The organism is Eubacterium sp. 1001713B170207_170306_E7 (assembly GCF_015547515.1).
Lineage (GTDB): Bacteria > Bacillota > Clostridia > Eubacteriales > Eubacteriaceae > Eubacterium.
Genome location: NZ_JADMVE010000011.1, coordinates 54123 through 71818, shown reverse-complemented (window position 1 = coordinate 71818; position 17696 = coordinate 54123). Strand labels below are relative to the sequence as shown.

Genomic DNA, 17696 nt, shown 5'->3' with positions numbered 1-17696 from the left:
CTATTCGACGGATTTTAAAGCACTGACCATGTCGATCCGCTTCAGCTTTCTGGATACAAGCCATCCGACAAACAGAGAGATCGCCAGAATCCCAACACCGCTGAACGCATAAGACCAAAGCTGTATCTTAGGCTGCATATCCAGGGTATCGCCCATAAAGAGCATCATGTATGCAACCAGCCCATACCCGCACGGGATTCCGGCAATAATTCCCACAAGCGTCAGCCAGATCGTCTGCCGTCGCAGCAGCTTTGTCAGCCGTTTATGCTGAAAGCCCAGAACCTTTAAGGTCGCCAGCTCCCGCATCTTTTCCTGAAACGAAAGTGCTCCAAGATTATAAAGGACCACAAGGCCCAGAACAACTGCCGCGCCGATCATGATAAAAATAATGGCGTTCATCATTTCGAGCATACTGTCAAGCGACGCAACTAAATCTTCCCGGGATTGAACCGTCTCATAGGCTTCTCCTGAAAAGCTTTCAGCCGCCTCATCGCTCACAAAAGCAGTGGGCTTAAAGCCTTCCCCACTTTTTTCAAAGGCTGTCCGGCTCATGTATATCCCCTGTTCCAAAGGGGTTTGTATGATTTCCTCTACCCGTTCAGTATGCCAGTCCTGGCTTCCATAGCTCCGCCATTTAAACGTATCTCCCACAGAAAGCCCCTTGCTTTCAGCTGTTTTGCGCGTAATGGCAGCCCCCTCGTCTGGCAGGGAAAGTGCCAGACCCCTTTCATCCTGAAAATTGAAATAAGGACCTTGATCAAAAACAGAGAGGATGAGTGTATCCTTACTGCTGTCTCTTTCAATTTCCACTGTGGCTTCCTGCAAAAACTGATGATTCTTTTCTTTTTCAAGCTGTGCTCTCTGTTCGTCAGTACATTTTTCAGATAAGCTGACCTTTGTTTCATAGGTTTGAAGTGTGCCGTACATGGTCTCAGAAAGGTTACTGACCGTGTCACGCATTCCCAAACCGCACAGAATAAGCATCATACAGCCAATAATGCCAAACACAGTGATCAACGACCGCAGTTTATTTCTGAGAATATCGCGGATATTCCACTGGCTGTAAAAGCCCATCCGGTTCCAGAAACGGCTTTTTTCAATGGCTGTGTGACGGCCCGCCTTTGGCGTTTTGGGCCGCAGTGTTTCTGCGGCAGCTCCCCTCAGCTGCTTACGGCTTGCTCCATAGCAGCTGGCACAGCAGATCAAAAGGCACAAAACCGCCATGATATAAACAGGCGGGGTCACCGCACTGTTCCACCATGGCATGGTATACATTGATTTCTGAAATCTAAAAACCAGCGGCGGCAAAAAAAACGGTCCGGCAAAAACACCAAGGATACTGCCGGCGCCCCCCACTAAAAGCCCAAAGGACAGATAATGCAGCGTGATTTTTCTGTTTTTTATCCCCAGCGCCTTCATGGTGCCGATCTGGACTCTCTGATCCGCTGTTATCCTGGTCATCGTCGTCAATGTCGTGAGTATGGCAATGACCAGAAAAACGACTGGATAAACGGACCCCACAGCTTTCATCTGATCAACTTCGTTCCGAAACATGGCGACACTCGGGCTATCCTCCTGCATGACAAGCATCGTTGTCCTGCCCGGCAGGGTTTCTGCTATCCTGCTTTCCAAAACATCTTTAGATAATCCTTCTGTTTTCAAAAGTGCCTGGGTATAAGGCACAGAGCCAAAACTCCAGGCATCTTCCGGCATAAAGGCATAGCCATACCGGGTGTGATCCGGTACCACCTCATTATTATTCCTGACAGAATACAAATACTCCGGCTGCATCACAAGCCCCTTCACCTCTTTTGCAAGAGCTTCATTCTGATAAGTAAGGCTGATAACATCTCCTGTTTTTACCTGATGTGCTTTTGCAAACTCACTGTCCAGCCATATACCGTCCGCACTGCCGCCAAAGGCTTCTCCCTCCACCAGATGGCATCCCGACAGGGCATCGCTGTCAATAACATTCAGCTGTAGGATCGTCGCGCTGTCTGATTCGTAGGCCGTATCCAATTGTAATCTTCTGGTTACTGCCGAAACCCCAGGGATGCGCTCTAGTTGTCTGTAATCCTGATCTGTAAAAAAGCTGCTGTAAACAACAGCGTCCGCAAGGTGGGTTTCATCATAGTAATCCTGGCTTGATTCTTTCATCCCCTGTCCAATACTGGTCATTCCTGAAAATATGAATACCCCTAAAAAAATCATCAAAAAGATCGCCAGGAACTGAGCGGCATTATTCTTTAAATCACGCAGCATTTTTCGCAGCAGCATTACCACCTCACCTCGCTTACGTCCTTTGGAGCCCTATTGAGCGTGATGTCCGCAATGCGGCCATTTTTTATCCGGATTACCTTATCGGCCATCTCCGCAAGTGATGCATTGTGCGTGACAATTACAACCGTATGCCCATTTTGGCGACTCATATTTTGGAGAAGAGATAAAATGACAACTCCTGTTTCTGAATCCAGCGCTCCGGTCGGCTCGTCGCACAATAACAGCTTTGGATTTTTGCACAGAGCCCGGGCAATGGCTGTCCTCTGCTGTTCTCCGCCGGAAATCTGTGTGGGAAACAGATGTCGACGCTCCCAAAGCCCCACAGATTTTAAAACGGCTTCTGGCTCCAGCGCTTGAGGCGCCGCCTCCTTGATTAAGGCAATATTTTCATAAACAGTCAACGCTGGAATTAAGTTGTAAAATTGAAATACAAACCCGACCTCCATCGCCCTGTAATCTGTCAGCTGGCTGTCCTTGAGTCCGGTAATATCCCGGCCGTCAACATAGAGTCTGCCCTTTGTGGCTGTATCCATTCCGCCCAGCAGGTTTAGAACAGTGCTTTTTCCTGCGCCGCTGGGCCCAAGAATAACGACCAGTTCACCTTTTTTAATCGAGAAACTGACTCGGTTAACCGCCAGAATTTTTTGATCACCCATAAAATATTCTTTTGTAATTTGTTCTAATTCAATAAAGCCCATCTTTTACCTCCAGTTTTATCGTCTATCGTGCGCACGGTAATTGACAGGATAATTGTGGTTTGATTATAGGATAAAAGATCGCCTGTGTAAATGCCGGCAGCGTATATAAAATCATTAGTTCATAAGCGTTCATTTTTGACTTCACAAAAAAGACAGCCCCACCCGGACTGTCTTTTTTCTTAATATTTATCAATGGTCTCACGATAGTGCTGCTCGATAATCTGTACAATGCGCTCTCCGTATTTTTCACAGCGCTTTTCATCCATTCCCTGAACCGTTTCGAGCTCAATCCGGTTTTGGGGCTTCATATTTACAAGATTCTCAATCCTCGTCCTGTCCAACACCTGCGCCACGTCAACCCCGTCTCTCCGGCTTTGATCCTTCGCAAAAATCATGAGCTTATTTTTCAAGCATTGATCCTCCGGTGAAAATTGCGTAAGATCTGGAGCTTTCACTTCATGAATTTCCATTGCTGTTTTAGGCGAAAAGGGCTGCCTCCCCGTTTTCCTCCGATTTGAATCTGAGGGCATATTTTTTCCGTCTGTATAAAGCTTCAGCCGATTATAAAGATACTGAATACGCTCTGGCGTTAAAACAACAGGCTGTTCTGCAATCTGGCCACGAAGCCTCTCAAAAAGTTTTTTTCTGTTCAGTACAATAGTCGATGCTGCTTCTACCTGTAACGCTCTTATGCCGCATCGGTTGCTGAAAACCACATAATCGTGAATCCACTCCTCCTTTATTTCGGGATAGCGCGTCAGCAGAGCCTGTATGCTATACCTGTTTTCCTCAAGAGGATTTTTAAATGCTTTGCGGTTTCCGTCCTCCTGTAAAACAAACCACTGCCGGTCCTCTTCACTGCCCGTGACATACCCGGACTCATTGATGGAATTGAACAGATAGAGGCCTGTCGGACAAATCAACAAAACATCAATTTCTGCCTGGTTTCCGTCATTTGCAAGAATACACATTCGTGAAAGAACCTCATTGCTTTCGCCGGGAAGCATTAAGAGTATCTGGTTTAAAAGCTGGGGAGCTGCTGTTCTAGGGTCAATTTCGACAGCATAGCTGACTTTGGATTTCCGTGGTTTAAACGTATTTTTCATCCGCCGGCTTATAAGCTTTATCATGACAAATGCCAGGATAACCAAAATAAACAGGTAAAAGATTCCCGTCAGAATCTTAAGCATCCTTACTCCCCCTTTCTTTTTTCTTATTATACTATATTTTTGCATATAAAAAACAGGCTGTAATAGGATTTATATTACAACCTGCTTCCTTTAGGTTTTACTGTTCTCAGGCCAGATGCCGCTTTTTCAGGCTTTTAACCTGTTTTTTATGACTGTGCTTTACGCGCCTGTCCGTATCTGCAAATTCCTGGAGCCGCTTCTCAAAAAAGGACAGCTCATTTCTGGAAAACCTGTTAAAACCCAGCCGGAGCTTCCATTTCATCTTTCTTTTTAACGCACTCTGTTTCAAAACCAAAACGTTCCGACTTTTAATTTTTACTTTTTTTATTTCACTGCTGCCGCAGAACACAATGCGTGAGTAAACACGCTTTGGGTTAATTTCCGGAAAAAGACAGAGCAGAGCGCGGATATGCCCTTCATTTTGCCATATCGGATTATAAAAGGGGACTCTTCTGCCATTGCTCAGAATTTTGACCCATTCGCTGTACCGTTCATCCCCAAAAATATTACCACGATAGTTTTTAATCTCAAAGACAAAAAACCCCTTTCGAGTCAACAGAAGAAGGTCGATCTCTGTGCTTCCTTTTGCTGTCGGCAGATAAAGATTTCTAAAAACAACACTGCTTCCAGGTATTATTTTGTTGAGGATCTGATAAACTTCAGTTTCACCCATCTCACCAGCTTTACGCTTCTTTTTATTTTTGATCCATTGATTAAAGATCACAGCAACAGCAAAAAACAATCCTAAAAGAAATAACCACAGCATGTTTTTTCGCTTTGCCTAAAGCTTGATTATTTTAAAAGTATCCAGTATATAGGCTACCATAATTGCGATGGTAAAGACCGGCGCAATGTATTTCAGCATAAAAATATAAAGCTTTTCCCGTCTAAACTCCCCTGAGGATTTAAGCTCACTCAGGACAAAATCTGGTTTGATGATCCATCCAACCAAGACACAGGTCAGGCAGGAGCCCAAGGGCATCAGGATATAATTGGATGCAAAGTCCATAAAATCAAGAATCTGCAGCCCAAAGATCTGAACGCTGTCCCACAATCCAAAGCCAAGGCTCGGCGCCATACCCACAACAAAGCAAAGCAGCGCCACCATAAAAACAGCATTCTTTCTCGGCAGCTTAAACTGGTCGCACACAGCACTGATAATGGCTTCCATTAGTGAAATAACAGAGGTAAGGGCCGCAAATAACACCAGCGCAAAGAAAACCGCCCCAACCATACCGCCCATTGGCATTGAAGCAAACACCTTGGGCAAAGTAATAAACATCAGGCCTGGGCCTGCGTTTAACGCGCTCGGATCTCCACCCGAAAAAGCGAAAACCGCCGGAACAATCATCATAGCCGCCAATATGGCTATGCCGGTATCAAAAATCTCAATCTGACCGACGCATTTTTCGATATTTTCATCTTTTTTCATGTAGGATCCATAGGTAACCATAATCGCCATTCCTAAGGACATTGAGTAAAACATCTGCCCCATGGCGGCTACTACCCCCATAATTGAAAATCTCGAAAAATCCGGAATCAGCAGGTATTTAAAACCGTCAAGCGCACCTGGAAGCGTGAACGAATAGGCGGCCAGAAAAATGGTCAGAAGCACCAAAACAGGCATCAGTATCTTACTGGCCCTCTCAATACCTCCCTTTACACCGCCAAACAAAATAACCGCTCCAATCAGAATAAAAAGCCCCATCCAGATAATGGGTTCTGCACTTGTGCTGATATAATTTGAAAAGAAAGTATCCGTTGCTGCCTCTGTCATCCCTCCGGTTGCAAAAACAGTCAGATATTTGATGACCCATCCGCCGATCACGCTGTAATAGGGCGTAATAATCGCAGCGACGACCACTGCAAAAACGCCTATAAAGGCAGCCCTTGAGTTTAATTTTTTGTAAGCGCCAATGGGGCTCAGATGAGTCTTTCTCCCAATCGCGATCTCTGTGGTCATCAGAGTATAACCAAAGGTCAACGCTAAAATGATATAAACCAGAATAAATGCTCCGCCGCCGTATTTCGCAGCGTAATACGGAAAGCGCCATATATTGCCAAGCCCAACGGCAGAACCCGCGGCGGCCAGGACAAAACCAAGCTTTCCTGAAAACTGACTTCTTTTTCGATTCTCCACTAAATTAAAAACGCTCCTCACTTTTAATTTTATGTGCCTCTGTTCTCACAGGCTCTTTTATTGCCTTTTAACGCACCAATTTTTTATTATATACGAAAACTACTTTAATGTACAGCAAAAAAGCACACAGCGGTTCTCCCTGTGTGCCTTTTCTCCAGTAGCTTCTATTTGAAATCACCATTCGCGATAATCCGCAAATAAGCTTTAAGCTGTTCCTGCTGCGCGCCGTCCAAATCCTTTAAAGCCTCAATATTGACTTCCTCAATAATTTTTAAAACGGGTTCCTCCAGCTGGTTGCCCTTTTCAGTCGCAATGACCTGCACTTCTCTCCGATCTTCAACGTTGACAATACGGTCAATCAGTCCTTTTTTCTGCATTCTGTCCAGAACTCCCGAAATCGTCGAGGTTTCAAGACACAAGGTATCTGCGATCTGCTTTGGCGTATTGTGTTCTCTGCCCCACAAGCAGTTCAACACGCCATACTGCGATGGTGTGATGTCATAGGGCGCCAGCCTTTGGCTCAGGTATTGAAAAACATTGTGCTGCGCAGTGGTCAATAAAAAATTTATACAATCATGTAATTCCATAAAAACCTCAATTCTAATTCTTTTGTTACAGAAATATTTACATTCTAATTAATTATATTTTATCCGCAATTTTTTGTCAATTGAAATCGCGCAAAAACTCCTGATTGGTAAGACCATCAGGAGTTTTGGGGTTCTATGTAAAAACCGGTTAAGCAGGGTCTTTACATCAAGCTTATAATATTTTATAAGAGCAGTGTCTTAAATCCTGCTATCTGAATAATTGTCCGCTGATCACCAGCTTCTGGATTTCATTGGTTCCTTCATAAATCTGAGTAATCTTAGCATCCCGCATCATGCGCTCAACATGGTAATCTTTCATATATCCATTGCCGCCCAGCATCTGTACCGCTTCCGTCGTGACATGCATTGCGGCATCTGTACACAGAAGTTTTGCCTTCGCCGCCGAAAGAGTATACGGTCTTCCTTCCGTTTTATCCAGCGCTGCTTTGTAGAGCATTAATCTTGCCTGTTCAATCTGACATTCCAGTTCAACCATTTTAAATGCAAGGTACTGGTTCTTATACAATGGTTTACCAAACTGTTCACGCTGCATTAAATACTTACGGGCAATTTCAAAGGCACCTTCAGCCAGTCCCAAGCCCTGTGCAGCTACACCAATACGACCGCCATCAAGGGTTTTCATGGCAACCTTAAAGCCCTGTCCTTCTTCACCCATCAGGTTTTCTGCCGGAATTTTACAGTTATCGAAGATGAGCTCAGATACCTGTGCCGCACGGATTCCCATTTTGTCTTCAATCTTTCCGATTGAAAAGCCTGGCGTTCCTTTTTTGACTAAGAAGCAGGATAAGCCTTTGGCCTTCTTTTCCGGCTCAGTTAAAGCGTAAACTGCAAAATAATCGGCTAAAGGGCCATTCGTGTTAAAACACTTTGCACCATTTAAAATGTAATGATCCCCTTCTCTGGTGGCGGTTGTAATACATCCGCCCGCATCTGAGCCGGCATTGGGTTCTGTCAGTCCAAAAGCGCCGAAGCTCTTACCGGATAATACCGGCGGTAAGAAGGCTTTCTTTTGTTCTTCTGAAGCAGAATTGGACACACTTCCACCATAAAGTGAGGTTGATACAGAGTATGAGATGGCTACAGACCCGTCGACCTTGGCAATCTCTTCAACAGCAATGGCATAATCGAGGTAATCCCCGCCCTGTCCGCCATACTCTTTTGGATAAGGAAGGCCAATCAGCCCCATTTCCCCCATTTTTTTATAAGCGTCAACCGGGAAAGTACTTGTCTCATCCCTTTCTCGAACACCTGGTAACAATTCTTTTTCTGCAAAGTCCCGTACCGCCTTCTGTAAAGCCAATCTTTTATCATCTAACTGAAAATCCATTTTAAAACTCCTTTTTATATTATTAAAATTTATTTAAAAATCTTTTTAATTGCCTTTTATTCCCATCAACTCGTCCCGGAAGATCCGCCAGTCCATAAGCGCCGGCTCTCCATCCATTTTTGGTACAAAGTCCATCTGCTCCAGGATATCTCTTTGCAGATCAATCCCCGGGGCGATTTCAATGAGATAAACGCCATCTTTTCGCAGTTCAAAAACAGCGCGCTCAGTAATATACATAACCGGTTGTCCAGTCTTGTTAGCATAGTCTCCGCTGAAGGTAACCTGTTCTGCCTCTGTTAAGAATTTTTTAGATTTACCCTCCTGGACAATTTTAATCTTTCCATCCTTGATTTCGGTCTTTAGTCCGCCGGCCGTAAAGGTACCACAGAAGTAAACCCTCTTTGCATTTTGAGTGATGTTGATAAAGCCCCCGCAGCCAGCAATTCTCGGTCCGAATTTAGAAACGTTAATGTTTCCTTTTTCATCTGCCTGAGCCAATCCCAGGAATGCTAAATCAACACCGCCGCCATCATAGAAATCAAACTGGTAGGCCTGATCCAGAATACATTCCGGATTCAAGGCTGCACCGAACTGCGAACCGCCCTGCGGCACCCCGCCAATCGGGCCGGCTTCTACCGTAAGCGTCATATAATCCCCAATTCCTTCTTCGTTTGCGACGCGGGAAATATACTCCGGTATGCCAATTCCCAAATTGACCACACTGTCTTCCATAAGCTCAAGCGCGGCCCGCCGTCCTATAATCTTTTTTGTACACATACAGTCCGCTTTGGTGTCGCCAAGGGGCGCTTGCTTGGCCCCTGTCAATGAGGCGTCAAAAGAATGTCCAAAGCACTGCTGATGGTCACCTTCCTCGGCAACGACAACAGCGTCGACATAAATTCGGGGAATTTTCACTAATCTGGGATCAAGCGTACCACCCTTTACTATTTTTTCGACCTGTACTACCACCTTGCCGCCGCTGTTCTTAGCCGCCTGGGCGATGGAAGTTCCCTCAAGGGATGCCACCTCGTTCTCAACCGTAATGTTTCCGTATTCATCTGCATAGCTTCCTCTTAAAAAAGCGACGTTAACCGGAAAAGCCTTGTAAAGTAATTTTTCCTGTCCAGTGATCTCAATAAGCTCTACAATATCATCCTTTGTAATCTCGTTTAATTTTCCGCCCTGGTTTCTGGGGTCAACAAAGGTATTTAAACCTACATGGGTAATTGTGCCAACACGGTTTCCCGCAATATCTCTAAACAGCTGAGAAATGGTTCCCTGCGGCAGATTGTAGCCTTCTATTTTATTCTCAATTACCATGTTTCCAAGCTGAGGAACCATATTCCAATGCCCCCCGATGACACGCTTTACCATTCCTTCATGCGCGAAGTGATCCGCCCCGCTGCCATCCCGATTCCCCTGGGCTGCAGCGTAAATCAGGGTCAGATTTTTCGGTTCACCGGTTTCCAAAAACCGTTTTTCCAATGCCTTGGTCAAGGTTTCCGGACAACAGCTTCCGACAAAACCTCCAGTCACAATAATCTGATTATTCTGTACCAAGTCCGCTGCCTGTTTGGGTGTTAAAACTGGTATATGTTTCATTTTGCCACCCTAAAAATCCTTTAAATCCGCTTTTCTTTTTTCCAGAAAAGCTATCATACCCTCTTTTTTATCATTTGTAGAAAATGCCAGGCCAAAAAGGTCTGATTCAAATTTACAGCCAGAAGCCAAGTCAATATCCATGCCGGTGTTAATGGCAGATTTTGCCAGTGTCACAGCATAGCTTGCCTTACTGATAATCTTTTCCGCCATTTTTATGCAGGTGCTCATCAATTCTTCTCTTGGAACTACCTTGTTTGCCAGGCCAATCCGGTAGGCTTCCTGTGCATCAATTTGATCGGTTGTAAAGATCAGTTCCTTTGCTCTTCCTTTTCCTACCAGCCGCGGTAATCGCTGCGTCCCTCCAAAGCCAGGAAGAATTCCAAGATTAACCTCCGGTTGAGCGAATTTAGCATTATCCGCTGCAATACGAATGTCACAGGCCATGGATAATTCACAACCGCCCCCCAATGCGTATCCATTAACCGCTGCGATTGTTACCTGGGGAATATTTTCAAGCTTTGCAAATGCTTCATGGGCCAACAGGCACATTTGCCGTCCTTCCACCGGAGTGCCATCAACCATTTCTGCAATATCAGCACCTGCAACAAAGGCCTTTTCGCCAGCCCCGGTTACGATTACAACTTTGATGTCCTTACGCTCTTCAATTTCATTGACAAGCTGCTTTAACTCTGAAAGTGTTTCGCTGTTCAGAGCGTTAAGCGCTTTGGGACGATTAATTGTAATCACACCAATTTCATTTTCCACATTAAATAATAAATTGTTCATTTTAGAACCCCCTAAAAAATAATCTATTGATGTAAAAATCTTGAATGTACATATTTCGCACAAAAAATAGATAGCATACGAATTATATGAGCTGTAAAAAACGTCTTAAGACGCTTCTTTATGAAAATATTTCGTACGCAAATTACTTGTTGGCTATAATATACACCCTCTGGCATTTTCTGTCAAGCAATTTTCAATTTTTTTTAAAATTTCTTAAATAAAAAACCACCATCAATACATTGGGAGACCATTGATGGTGGAGAGAGGGGACTTGTAAGAGAATAAATCTTACACATTTTAATTTTACACTGTATCCTAAAAAAAAGATATACGTAAAAAGTATAAATTTCATTATTTTTATCAACTTTTTCTTATTTTATGCACGCAACGCCTTTTTACAATTATTATTTGCTACTATCCCTATTTTTTTGAGAATTCATCAATAAAATCAACCGTATTGCGATCATTGAAAACAAAAAACAGCAGCATTCATCATCAAAATGAATGCCGCTGTTCTTTTTTAAATAGCAAAATTTATTAACAAGGGCGTAAGGTAGCTTTCGATCAATGCGGCAACTATTAAAAGCGGAATGATCAGAAGTAGATAAGTTCTCAGTACATTTAGAAGCTCCTCTTTGAAGTGAATTCCAGAATCAGACTTACAGACAATGATACATAATGTCTTACAAATATAAAATCCCAAAGAAATTCCTAAAAACAGTGCGGTCAGTTCAAAAATGCCGTGGGGTAAAATTCCAAACACAATCATCTTCCAAACAGAGGCCACTCCTGTTATTTTTACCATCGCGAAAACGATGGATAATGCGCCAGCATTGACAAGTATAACCCATACCGGAAGGAATAAAAAAGGCATGAAACCCAGTAATATCCCAATTGTGGTAGCCTGCAGATTGTTAAAGAACAGACTTCCGGATGCAATACTGCCATCTGATCCTAATATATCTTTGCTTAAAATTGCTTCTGTAAAACTTTTAAACAGAGCGGTAACGACTTCCTGGTGCCCCAACAATACAAAATAAAGGAAGACACTGACACTGATAAACGCAAGTGATAGAATCATAAAAATCCAAAGGATTCTTGTCTTCAAAAATTTCCCGACCTGAAAATACTGCTCCTTTATAAAATTCATTGGCTTCCTCCCGCAGTTATATTACCTCCATTATACTTTCATTTTTCTCAAAGCGCAATCATTTTAAAATAATAAAAGCACCCCAAATGAGGTGCTTCGATCACGCTTCTACCATTCTTAAATTGTAAATTCCCTGGTAAATGTCGCCGGTTTTATCTAAATGCAAAAAACCTGCGGTTTTTTCGCCCAGCACATTTTTAAAGCTGCATTTAATGTCAACACCCTTTGCCGATGTCAACGGAACATAGAGGTCAATACCAATGGTATTATGCGGTGGTATGAGCAATGCATGATCCATACTCTTTGTTCCCTTTATCTCTTCATTCAATGCTTCTAGTCCAACGCTAATGACCGGCAAATTACTTTCATTTTTTAGATGACATGGGATTTTTACCCAGTCCGTTTTTTTATTAATCGGGATTACCAGCTGTTTATGGTGCTCTAAGTCTCCTGGTATTGGAAGACTTTCAACCTTTTTTCCATTTTTAGGATACAAGGTAATGAAAGAAAGCTTTGAAGCGTCTGCTGTTTTTTCTTTTTTCTTTTTGCCGAGATCAGATCCTCTGTTTACATAAAACGCACTAAACGATAGGGTAAGTGTTCCGGCGTAAATCAAAAGTCCGGTAAAGATCATGACCCATTGATTGATATTATACGCGTCAAACCAGGCAGCGTCTCTAATGTTACCGCAGAGAATAAATACAAACGCCAAAAGAAAGGGGAAAACAGCCATAAGAATCAGCATGCGGAACAAAAATCGGTTTTCATCCTCTTTATTAAATTTAAAAAAGAAATATCCCCCTGCCAAAATAAATGGAAGCATTAATACTAAAAGATTCCGTATACCAAACCCGACCAACAGAATTAATATGCAAATAACAGCATACAGCCTGCTGAACCATTCTTCTTCATAAAGATTTTTCATTCTATATACAAACGCTCCTTCAGAACTTTTTCTCTATTTTAGCATACTTGATTTAATCTGTCTGAAAAAACAAAAGGAATTTTGTATTTAAGCGTTTTCCTTTTTTTATTCCATCAGATTTTTTAGCATTGTTATCAGCGCATTTTCACACGCTTCTATGGTAAAATGTTCTCTTTTCAGATGCTCAAAATATGTAGCAGACCGAGCACAGGTAATTAAATGCGCTGCTTTGAGCAGTTTTTTGAAAACGGACATTTCATTGGATGAAACAACAAAATTTTCCCGCTTCATAAAGTAATCAAGATCAATGTCTAAAATTAAGATTGACTTCTCCTGATTACATAAGCTTGACAAACCGAATCCTGCCGCCTGGAACATATCATCTTTTAGAATACCAAATTTTTCTTCTGGAACCCGGTAATGGTGCCCTTTAGTGTAGCAATGCTTTTCCATGCAGTTGATCATATGGTAATCAATGAGATAGCCCAGTTCCATAGCTGTGTTGATTTGTTCATCATTGCGCATCAAAGGCATCTTTTCCGCCAGAGTATCTAGACGTAAAGGATCAATCTCTTCCATGATTTTTTTCTGAAATATCGAACACAACGTTTCTTCTCTCTCTGGATCAATGGCTATTGCCTTCTGATAAGCGTACAGCCAAAAAGAGGGATTCGTATCTGGATGATAATCAATACTCACTAACACTCCGGGCATATTGCACTGCAATACTTCTCTGGCCCATATCAGCAGCGCATATTGATGATTATCGACAATATACATCTTCTTTTCGCGAAAAGGAATAATTCTCAAATTTTGTTCTTTTAAAAGCTTATCAACCATAATTTTCTTCCATATATCGGTTTAAAAGTGTAAGGACTTCTTCTTTCGTGCACACCTTAAAAATTTCATTTCTCAAATTTGTCGCGTTTTTCAGCCCTTTGGTATAAGCTGCCAAATGCTTTCGCATTTCCTTAATCGCAGCTTCAGGGCGATTCATCAGACTAACCCATTCAACATGTTCAATGGCGGTTTGAATCCGTTCTTCCGGAGAAGGTATCGGCAAGGTCTCACCTGTAGAAAGACGGTGGTTGATCTCTCGAAAAATAAAGGGGTTGCCAACCGAGGCCCGACCGATCATCAAGGCATCACAGCCAGTCATTTCAAAAGCCTGAGCAGCCTTTTCCCCACTGTTTATATCACCATTTAATATAACCGGGATTTTACTGTTTTCCTTGACCTGTCCGATAATTTTCCAATCGGCCGTTCCGGAATAAAAGGCCTCGCGCGTTCTCCCATGGATCGTATGGGCATCTGCGCCAGCATCCTCAATCACCTCAGCCACTTCTCTTACATTGATGCTCTGAGCATCCCATCCAATGCGTGTTTTAATAATAACAGGCTTGCTGCTTACTTTTTTTATTGCCCGGACAAGCTCTCCAAGACGTTTGGGATTTTTCATTAATGCAGAGCCTTCACCATTCTTAACAATTTTGGGCGCAGGACATCCAGCGTTAAAATCCAAAAATGCAAAGTCCGTAGGATTAATATATTTTTCTACCACTTCACTTAAAATTTCTGGCTCTGACCCAAAAAGCTGGATACCTGCCGGTGCTTCCTGATCACAGGTAAGCATCAGCTCAGCGGTTTTTTTATCTTTATAATAAAGCCCTTTACCGCTGATCATTTCGGTAAAAACAGCACCAGCTCCGTATTTCCTGGCAATCAAACGAAATGGCAGGTTAGTATAACCTGCCATCGGCGCCAGAAATATTCGATTTTCTATCTCAACATTTCCTATTTTAAACATCTATCTTCCTCTGGATGTCTTGATATTTTTATCATGAATGATCTTAAGACCTTTTAGTGACAGCTGGGGATCGAAAATATCAATGGCTCTCGTCTCCTCATGGAACATTCTTCCATACCCTCCTGTTGCAACTACCTTAATGCCTTTTATACCAATTTCTTCAATCATTCTCGAAACAATATATTCAACCTGACCGATATAACCGTAAACCAATCCGGCCTGCATGCTGGTTACCGTATCTTTTCCCAATATCGAGACCGGTTTTTCTATGGCAATATTGGGCAGCTGGGCAGCGTTCCTGAAAAGGGCCTCGGCAGAGATCTGTATCCCAGGCGAAGTGACCTTCGCAACAAATGCACCGTTTTTATCCACATAATCATAGGTGGTTGCTGTTCCAAAGTCTAAAACAATCACTGGACCCCCATAGAGATTATATGCCGCTACAGCGTCAATGATCCGGTCTGCGCCCACTTCTGCCGGATCACTGGTTTGAATCGGCATTCCGGTTTTTATCCCTGGGCCTACTACCAGAGGCTCAACGCCGAATAATTTTTTTATTCCATTATTTAAAGAATACATGATATTCGGAACTACGGAAGCCGCAATCACACTTTCAACCTCGTGGTAGTCCAAGTGATCATTTTCAAAAAATCCCTGAAACATTACTGCATATTCATCAGAGGTCCTAGGCGTTTTTGAAACAAATCGCCAGGAGCAGAGGATTTCGTCGTCTTTAAAGACCCCGATTTCTGTATTTGTGTTTCCTACATCAATGACTAAAATCATGCGCTGTTTTACCTCTGTCTATTTAGGATTTTTTTTCTGGAGAACTTTCCCCATAAACTTCATCTTCTGAACCACAAAGCGCTGATGCGTTCCTTCACCAACCTTTTGAACCGTATCCCAGGCTTCCACTGTAAAATCCAAACGTCTGCTTTCAATATTGGTAAGCACCACCTTTATGCGCACCTTCATTCCTACTGGTGTCGCAGCGATGTGGTTTAAATTAATGTTGACCCCCACGGTTGTCTGCTCATCAGGCAGACACAGCTCAGCCATTTCATAGGCAGCATTCTCGGCCCATGCGACTAAAATCGGCGTTGCCAGGACCTCAAGTCCCCCGCTTCCCATCGTCTGCGCCGTTTCAGTACGGGTCACCATGTAATCTTTTTTAAGCTCCATACCAACTTTCAGTTCTTGCATCTCAATTGTTCCCTTCTTTTATTGGTCGTTTATTAGCGAAAAAAGCCGTTATTGCTAACGGCTTTTTTGTTTATTTACTTTTTTAAACTTCCGGAACCGGATCGCCGATATTACCTTCATCCAAAGGTCTGCCGTCGTCTAAAGGCAGGCGGCTGTACATATCTCTAAATTCTTCGCCGGTAATGGTGTTAACCTCCAGAAGATGCTCTGAAATTTCAACCAGCTTATCCTTTTTCTCGGTCAGAATCAAGCAGGCTCTTTCAAAGGCTGTCTCGACAATATTTCGGATTTCCTTATCAATAACCGCTGCAACCTCTTCACTATAATTACGTGAACGGCCGAGATCTCTTCCTAAGAATACCTCTCCGCCATCATCATGACCAAAGGTCATTGGACCGAGATGCTCGCTCATACCCCATTCTGTGACCATCTTTCTGGCAATGCTGGTAGCGCGTTCAATATCGTTGGAAGCACCTGTACAGATATCATCGAGGGCAACTTTTTCAGCCGCACGGCCGCCGAGTAGTCCTGCAATTTTATCCATCAGTTTTCCCTTGCTCATATGCTGGCTGTCATCACTTGGAAGCGAAATCGTATATCCCGCCGCCATGCCGCGCGGTATAATGGAAATTTCGTGAACTTCTTCGCCGTTATGGAGATATTCCATAACAATTGCATGACCGGCTTCATGGTAAGCTGTAATCTTCTGATCGGACTCAACAACCACCTTGCTTTTCTTTTCCGGACCTGCAATAACACGTTTAATGGCTTCTTCAAGTTCCACCATCGTAATCACTTTTGCCTTTTTACGCGCGGTCAGTAATGCCGCTTCGTTCATTAAGTTCTCAAGATCCGCACCCGTAAAACCAGGGGTTCCCTTGGCAATAACACCTAAATCGACAGAGGAATCCAATGGTTTGTCCTTCTGGTGGACTTTAAGAATTTCTTCACGTCCTTTAACGTCCGGTACACCGACCAATACCTGGCGGTCAAAACGGCCTGGACGCAATAATGCCGGGTCGAGAATGTCTGGGCGGTTTGTTGCGGCAATAACGATAATTCCCTCATTAATGCCAAAACCATCCATCTCTACTAATAACTGGTTAAGGGTCTGTTCGCGTTCATCGTGACCACCACCAAGGCCTGCACCTCTATGACGGCCAACCGCATCAATTTCATCAATAAAGATAATACAGGGCGCACTTTTTTTGGCTGTCTCAAACAGATCTCTTACGCGTGACGCACCAACCCCTACAAACATTTCAACAAAATCTGAACCTGAAATAATATAGAACGGAACGCCCGCTTCACCTGCAACAGCACGTGCGAGCAGGGTTTTACCTGTTCCCGGAGGCCCCACTAAAAGCACCCCTTTAGGAATACGCGCTCCAAGCTTATTATAGCGCTCCGGAGACTTCAGGAAATCGACAATTTCTTCAAGCTCTTCTTTTTCTTCATCTGCTCCCGCTACATTGGCAAAGGTAACCTTCTTATCTGCATCGGTATGCATTCTCGCCTTGCTTTTGCCAAAGGACATTACTTTTCCTCCGCCTCCGCCAGACTGATTTGCAAACATCATAAAGAAAACAACCATCAAGATAATAATAACCGCTGAGGGGATCAATGATATCCACCAGGAATCTTGTGGTTTTGCAACCGTGACATTCATATTCGGGTTCTTTTCAATGTTCTGATCCGGGTTTCCTGTAATGTAGTCGCTGATTTGTTCATCAATAAGGTATTGAGGCACAATGGCTTCAAAGCTGTCACCATTTGCAAGCTTCCCTTTTACAGAAGACTGGTTGATCTCTATCTCAGAAACCTGTTTTTGATCCAAATTACTCAGCAGTTCACTGTAAGTTAAAGTTTTTACATCAGACTGCATTGGATTTAAAAAGGTAACAGCGACAATAATAATCAACAAAATCACTAAATAAAACCCTATCATTTTTAGATATTTATTCAAATTCTATCACTCCT

16 protein-coding genes are annotated in these 17696 nt (G+C 43.2%); all 16 read right to left on the bottom strand.

The window, feature by feature from the left end; all coding sequences use genetic code 11:
- Positions 1-2277, bottom strand: coding sequence for an FtsX-like permease family protein (locus I2B62_RS19445; protein ID WP_195270685.1), 2277 nt, complete (start codon positions 2275-2277; stop codon positions 1-3).
- Complete coding sequence (locus I2B62_RS19440) at positions 2277-2978, bottom strand: ABC transporter ATP-binding protein (RefSeq protein WP_195270684.1); 702 nt, start codon at positions 2976-2978, stop codon at positions 2277-2279. The genes I2B62_RS19445 and I2B62_RS19440 overlap by 1 nt, the downstream gene beginning before the upstream one ends.
- A gap of 179 nt (positions 2979-3157) precedes the next feature.
- Complete coding sequence (locus I2B62_RS19435) at positions 3158-4168, bottom strand: NERD domain-containing protein (protein WP_195270683.1); 1011 nt, start codon at positions 4166-4168, stop codon at positions 3158-3160.
- A 106-nt stretch (positions 4169-4274) separates the two neighbouring features.
- Entirely contained in the window at positions 4275-4934 is a 660-nt protein-coding gene (locus tag I2B62_RS19430) for a nuclease-related domain-containing protein (protein ID WP_195270682.1), read from the bottom strand.
- A gap of 15 nt (positions 4935-4949) precedes the next feature.
- A complete protein-coding gene (locus tag I2B62_RS19425; protein ID WP_195270681.1) occupies positions 4950-6308 on the bottom strand; it encodes a sodium-dependent transporter in 1359 nt (452 codons plus the stop codon).
- A gap of 164 nt (positions 6309-6472) precedes the next feature.
- Positions 6473-6895, bottom strand: coding sequence for a MarR family transcriptional regulator (locus tag I2B62_RS19420; RefSeq protein ID WP_195270680.1), 423 nt, complete (start codon positions 6893-6895; stop codon positions 6473-6475).
- 208 nt (positions 6896-7103) lie between these two features.
- Complete coding sequence (locus I2B62_RS19415) at positions 7104-8243, bottom strand: acyl-CoA dehydrogenase family protein (protein ID WP_195270679.1); 1140 nt, start codon at positions 8241-8243, stop codon at positions 7104-7106.
- Between the two features lie 45 nt (positions 8244-8288).
- The gene (locus I2B62_RS19410; RefSeq protein ID WP_195270678.1) at positions 8289-9845 is read right to left on the bottom strand and encodes a CoA-transferase; all 1557 of its coding nucleotides are present in this window, start codon (positions 9843-9845) and stop codon (positions 8289-8291) included.
- Between the two features lie 9 nt (positions 9846-9854).
- A complete protein-coding gene (locus I2B62_RS19405) occupies positions 9855-10631 on the bottom strand; it encodes an enoyl-CoA hydratase-related protein (protein WP_195270677.1) in 777 nt (258 codons plus the stop codon).
- 520 nt (positions 10632-11151) lie between these two features.
- A complete protein-coding gene (locus tag I2B62_RS19400; protein ID WP_195270676.1) occupies positions 11152-11781 on the bottom strand; it encodes a stage II sporulation protein M in 630 nt (209 codons plus the stop codon).
- A 100-nt stretch (positions 11782-11881) separates the two neighbouring features.
- Positions 11882-12706 (bottom strand): hypothetical protein, encoded by an 825-nt coding sequence (locus tag I2B62_RS19395; protein WP_195270675.1) that lies wholly within the window; start codon positions 12704-12706, stop codon positions 11882-11884.
- Positions 12707-12811: 105 nt separating this feature from the next.
- Positions 12812-13546 (bottom strand): hypothetical protein, encoded by a 735-nt coding sequence (locus I2B62_RS19390; protein WP_195270674.1) that lies wholly within the window; start codon positions 13544-13546, stop codon positions 12812-12814.
- Entirely contained in the window at positions 13539-14513 is a 975-nt protein-coding gene (gene dusB / locus I2B62_RS19385; RefSeq protein WP_195270673.1) for a tRNA dihydrouridine synthase DusB, read from the bottom strand. The genes I2B62_RS19390 and dusB overlap by 8 nt, the downstream gene beginning before the upstream one ends.
- Entirely contained in the window at positions 14514-15299 is a 786-nt protein-coding gene (locus I2B62_RS19380; protein ID WP_195270672.1) for a type III pantothenate kinase, read from the bottom strand.
- 18 nt (positions 15300-15317) lie between these two features.
- Positions 15318-15716: a thioesterase family protein gene (locus I2B62_RS19375; protein WP_195270671.1), complete on the bottom strand. Its 399-nt coding sequence runs from the start codon at positions 15714-15716 to the stop codon at positions 15318-15320.
- Positions 15717-15798: 82 nt separating this feature from the next.
- Entirely contained in the window at positions 15799-17664 is a 1866-nt protein-coding gene (gene ftsH / locus I2B62_RS19370; RefSeq protein ID WP_243259630.1) for an ATP-dependent zinc metalloprotease FtsH, read from the bottom strand.
- Positions 17665-17696: the final 32 nt, after the last annotated feature.